Source organism: Mycobacterium sp. (genome assembly GCF_035603715.1).
Lineage (GTDB): Bacteria > Actinomycetota > Actinomycetes > Mycobacteriales > Mycobacteriaceae > Mycobacterium.
Genome location: NZ_DATNJW010000710.1, coordinates 1 through 4,978, shown reverse-complemented (window position 1 = coordinate 4,978; position 4,978 = coordinate 1). Strand labels below are relative to the sequence as shown.

The 4,978-nt window shown below is 65.0% G+C and carries 4 protein-coding genes; 2 read left to right on the top strand and 2 right to left on the bottom strand.

Features of this window, described 5'->3' with window-relative positions; genetic code table 11:
• The coding region (locus VN856_RS28560) for an HNH endonuclease signature motif containing protein (protein WP_325695604.1) at positions 1–1,088 on the top strand (1,088 nt) is incomplete at its 5' end.
• Here VN856_RS28560 and VN856_RS28555 read toward each other — a convergent pair.
• The gene (locus VN856_RS28555) at positions 1,089–2,309 is read right to left on the bottom strand and encodes a cytochrome P450 (RefSeq protein ID WP_325695606.1); all 1,221 of its coding nucleotides are present in this window, start codon (positions 2,307–2,309) and stop codon (positions 1,089–1,091) included.
• Between the two features lie 25 nt (positions 2,310–2,334).
• Positions 2,335–3,375 carry an LLM class F420-dependent oxidoreductase gene (locus tag VN856_RS28550; protein WP_325695601.1) on the bottom strand — a complete coding sequence of 347 codons (1,041 nt, stop codon included), beginning with the start codon at positions 3,373–3,375 and terminating at the stop codon, positions 2,335–2,337.
• A 157-nt stretch (positions 3,376–3,532) separates the two neighbouring features.
• Between VN856_RS28550 and VN856_RS28545 the strand changes: the two genes are divergently transcribed.
• A partial coding sequence (locus VN856_RS28545) for an acyl-CoA carboxylase subunit beta (RefSeq protein ID WP_325695599.1) occupies positions 3,533–4,978 on the top strand: 1,446 nt, incomplete at its 3' end.

Here is a 4,978-nt window from a genome sequence, read left to right as displayed (position 1 = left end):
CCCGACGTGTGCACGACGCCGCCGACCTCGGCGAGCGGCGCGCGTTGAACGGTGAGCCGTTGCCGCCGGCGTTACCGGCCACCGCCGCGGCGCAACGCAACGGCGAACTCGGCGCCGGCCATGTCGCGGTCATCCGCGGGTTCGTCCACCGGCTGCCCGACTTCGTCGATATCGAGACCCGCGCCAAAGCCGAGGCGCAACTCGCCCACCTCGGTGGCGAGCACCGCCCCGACGAGTTGGCCAAACTGGCCGACAAGCTCACCGACTGCCTCAACCCCGACGGCGACTTCACCGACGTGGATCGAGCCAGGCGCCGCGGCCTGAGCATCGGTAAGCAGGACATCGACGGCATGAGCCCGGTCAGCGGCTATCTGACACCCGAGGCGAGGGCTACCATTGACGCGGTCTTCGCGAAGTTGGCCGCGCCCGGCATGTGCAACCCAGACGATATCGAGCCGTGCGTCAGCGGCACCCCGTCACAGGCCGCCATCCAGGGCGACACCCGCAGCGTGAGCCAGCGCAACCACGACGCCCTCGTCGCGGCCGGCCGCGCCCTGCTGACCTCCGGCGACCTCGGCCAACACAACGGATTGCCGGCCTCTATCATCGTCACCACCACTCTGCAAGAACTCGAAGCCGGCGCTGGCAAGGCGTTGACCGGCGGCGGCACCCTGCTGCCGATGTCTGATGTGATCCGGCTGGGCTCCCATGCCCACCACTACCTGGCGATCTTCGACAAGGGCAAAGCGCTGGCGCTGTACCACACCCGACGCTTAGCCTCACCAGCCCAGCGAATTATGCTGCACGCCAAGGATCGTGGCTGCTCCTTCCCCGGCTGCACCGTGCCCGGCTATCTCTGCGAAGTCCACCACTGCAACCGCTACGCCACCAACCCCGTCACCGATGTCAACGACCTGACGTTTGGCTGCGGCCCCAACCACAAACTCGCCGACCAAGGCTGGACCACCCGAAAAAACGCGCGCGGCGACACAGAGTGGATCCCACCGCCGCATCTCGACTGGGGGCAGCCGCGGATCAACACGTTCCATCACCCCGAGAAGCTTCTGCGGGACGACGAGGCGCCCTAATCAGCGCAGCAAATAACGGACCGGCAGGTGCTTGAGCCCGCCGACGAACGTAGTCGCCACGGATTCGGGATCACCAGTCAGTTCAATTGATTTCAGCCTCGGTATCAGCTCGGAGAAGAAGCTGCTGACCTCCATGCGGGCCAGCGCCGCCCCCAGACAGAAATGCACGCCGTATCCGAAAGCCAGATGCTTGTTGGGGTCGCGACCGACGTCGAAGCGGAACGGATCGGCGAAGACCTCTTCATCGCGATTCGCCGATACGTAGGACAGCAGCAGTGACTCTCCGGCGGCGATCGGTACTCCGCGCACCGTGGTGTCTTCGGAGGCGGTGCGCATGAATTCCTTGACCGGCGTGACCCATCGGATCATCTCCTCGGTCGCCAGTGGCATCAGGTCGAGATCGTTGCGTAGCCGGTCCAGTTGATCGGGGTTCTCGATCAGACCACGCAGTCCCCCGGAGATGGTCGCGCTGGTGGTGTCGTGGCCGGCGGTCGCGACAATCAGGTAGTACGACACCGTCTCGATGTCCGACAACGGCTCGCCATCGATGCGGGCGTTGGCGATAGCGGATGCCAGATCTTCGGTCGGGTGTTCGCGGCGCGATGCGGTGACGCCATTGAAGTAACCGAACATGTCGAGCAGGGCCGGTAATTGATCCTCATTGCTGCTGCCGCGCCTGAACTCGCTGTCGTCGCTGCCGAACAGCTCCTGGGTGAGCTTGAGCATTCGCGGGAAGTCCGACTCGGGTATCCCCAGCAGCGACATGATCACGTACAGCGGGTAATTCACCGCGACCTCTTGGACGAAATCGCACTCAGGGCCGACTGCCATCATCTTGTCGACGTAGTTCTTGGCAAGCTCGTCAACCCGAACCTTCAGCGCCCGCATCGCTTTGGGCCGAAACCAATCCGCGCCGATCGCCCGCACCACCCGGTGTTGTGGATCATCGAGATGGATCAGCGTGCGCACCCCGGCGGCGGCTTGCAGCTCGTCGCCTTCCGTCGTCGTCAGGACCGGGCGCGGCCAGTTGGTGAACAACGCGTTGTTGCGCTCGATGTCCAAGACGTCCGCGTGCTTGGTGATCGCCCAGAACGGACGGTAATTCGGCACCTCGACCCGGGAGACCGGAGCGTTGGCCCGCAGGTGGGTCAGTGCGGCATGCAACTTCGTTTCGTCGGCGTAAGCCTGCGGGTCGGCAAGGACCTTGGCGGCATCATCCATCGTCGGCGTGCTCATCGGCGGCTCCTCATTGACGCAGCTCGTGCAATAACGCTGTGACGGTGTCTTTGGACAGGGAGTGGGGAAGCGCCGGCATCACGCGGTCGATGACGCCGTCGCAGCGGTCTTTGAGCGCGGCAGCGAGTTTGTCCGTCGTCGCGACAACGGCGAACGCATCGAGAATCTCGTCGTCGATCAGCGTCGCCATCGCGTCCCATTCCCCCTGCTGCGACAAGGCGTGCAGTTCGGACGCCACGTTGCCCCAGCCGTGCAGTTCGAGGACTTTGCGGTACGCCGGTGTCGAGCCGTAGAAAGCGATCTGTTTGCGGACACCGGCTGCGCCGGCGTTCAGTTCGGCGTCGTCGGCGCCGGTCACCACGAACACCGGGCAGGCGACCTGGAACGCGCTGCGGTCGCGACCGGAGCGCTCGAGCCCAGCCCGCACCGCGGGCAGAGTAACCTCGTGCAGATACCTCCGTGTCGTAAAGGCATGGGCCAGAAGCCCATCGGCGACTTCGCCGCACATGTCGGTCATCGCTTCGCCCACCGCGGCGATGAAGATCTTGGGCGCGTCGTAGGGCTGCGGCTCAGGAGTGAACATCGGCGTCATCAGCTTGTGCGTATAGAACTCACCCTCGAACCGCAGCCGGGTGCCGTCCTTCCACGCCGACCAGATCGCCTGTAGCGCAAGCACGAACTCGCGCATGCGGGCCACCGGATGGCTCCACGGCATGCTGAATCGTTTCTCGATGTGCGGCTTGATCTGGGTACCCAGGCCCAGAATGAAGCGGCCCTGCGAGTAGGCCTGCAGATCCCAGCCGACGTTGGCGACTGTCATCGGGTTACGCGCGAATGCCACCGCAATGCTGGTGCCCAACTCGAGTCGCGAGGTGTGTTCGGCGGCCAGCAGCAGCGGCAGAAACGGATCATGGTTGATCTCGCCCGTCCAGCACGCGTCGTAGCCCTGTTGCTCGAGTTCACCCGCCAGTTCGGGCACACGAGCGAGGTCGGTGAAGACGCCGCCGTCGACCTTGAGGCCGCACGCTTGCGTGGAGCGCTCAAGCGTCATACTCGTGAAGCTACAGTAAGCAATTCGGTAGGGTCAATGTCGGCTGCCGCAGAGGTAGCGAGAACGCTGCGGCACCGCCGCCCGCTGGCCGTGCAGCTCTCGCAGACGCTACAGTAAGCACTTCAGTAGGTGGCGGCCGACGAGTGAGGACGTGCCAATGACGAAGCCCCCCGACTGGCAGGAGACCCTCGACGACCTCGAGGATCGCCGCCAGCGCACCCTGGCGATGGGCGGTCCGGAACGATTGGCCAAGCACCACGGCAAGGGCAAACTCGATGCACGGGCGCGTATCGACTACCTTCTCGATCCGGGGACGTTTCGCGAAATCGGCACGTTGGTCGGCGGCGAGACAGCTGCCGATGGCATCGTCGTCGGGTCCGGGTCGATCAATGGCTCACCTGTGATGCTCGGTGCCGAAGACTTCACCACGTTGGCCGGCAGCATCGGGCCCGGCGGAAACTCCAAGCGCTACCGCATTGCCGAGCTTGCGCTACGGGACAAGATTCCGTTGGTGATGCTGCTCGAAGGTGCGGGGTTCCGTCCGGGTGGCGGCCACTATGGGCGCTCCCCGACCGACCTACTCGCACAGGCGCAATGCTCGGGCCGGGTCCCGACCGTCGGCGCCGTGTTGGGTCCGTCAGCCGGGCACGGCGCGTTGGTGGCGCCAGTGTGCGACTTCCGCATCATGAGCGAGCAGGGCGCCATCTTCACCGCCGGGCCTCCCGTCGTCAAAGAGTCGACCGGCGAAGACATCTCGAAAGAAGACCTCGGCGGACCCGGGGTGGCGTTGGCCAGCGGAGTGATCCATAACGTCGGCGAGGACGATGAGACGGTGCTCGACGATATCCGTCGCTACCTGTCTTACTTCCCTTCTAGCGCATGGTCATACCCGTCGCCGCTACCCGACGACGAGGCGACGCAGCCGCGGCCGACCCCGGAACTGATCGAGATCGTCTCGCGCGACAACCGCCGCGTCTATGACATGCGCTCCGTGCTCGACGTGATCTTCGACCAGCCGGACTGGTTCGAGGTCCAGCCGCGGTTCGGCAAGGCGATCATTTGCGCACTCGCCCACCTAGGTGGCCATCCGGTCGCGGTGGTGGCCAACCAACCGAAGGTACTGGCCGGCTCCATCGACGCCGACGCCGCGGACAAGGCCGCGCATTTCATCATGGTGGCCGACTCGTTTCACCTGCCGATCGTCTTCCTTGCCGACAACCCGGGGATGCTGCCCGGGAGCCGGTCTGAGCGCAGCGGCGTGCTGCGCGCAGGTGCCCGCATGTTCGCCGCGCAGACTGCGGCCAGCACGGTGAAGCTGCATGTGACATTGCGTAAGGCGTACGGATTCGGCTCAATGGTCATGTCGCTGTTGAGTTTTGACAGCCAAGGCGCGACCTTCGCCTACCCCGGCGCCACCATGGGTGCGATGAGCGCGGCGGCGTTGAGCAAGGCATCGCACGCCGGCGAGGACCTCACCGCCAAACTGCGCGACGCAGAGTTGCAGGCGTCCTACCGTTCCGCGGAACACATGGGTTTTGATGAGCTGATCGATCCCCGCGAGACACGCGACGCGCTCCTAGCGTCCTTGCGGCGAGGATTATCG

Excerpts from the sequence above, each read along its gene's own strand:
- VN856_RS28550 (WP_325695601.1), bottom strand. The coding sequence starts at position 3,375 with ATGACGCTTGAGCGCTCCACGCAAGCGTGCGGCCTCAAGGTCGACGGC.
- VN856_RS28555 (WP_325695606.1), bottom strand. The coding sequence starts at position 2,309 with ATGGATGATGCCGCCAAGGTCCTTGCCGACCCGCAGGCTTACGCCGAC.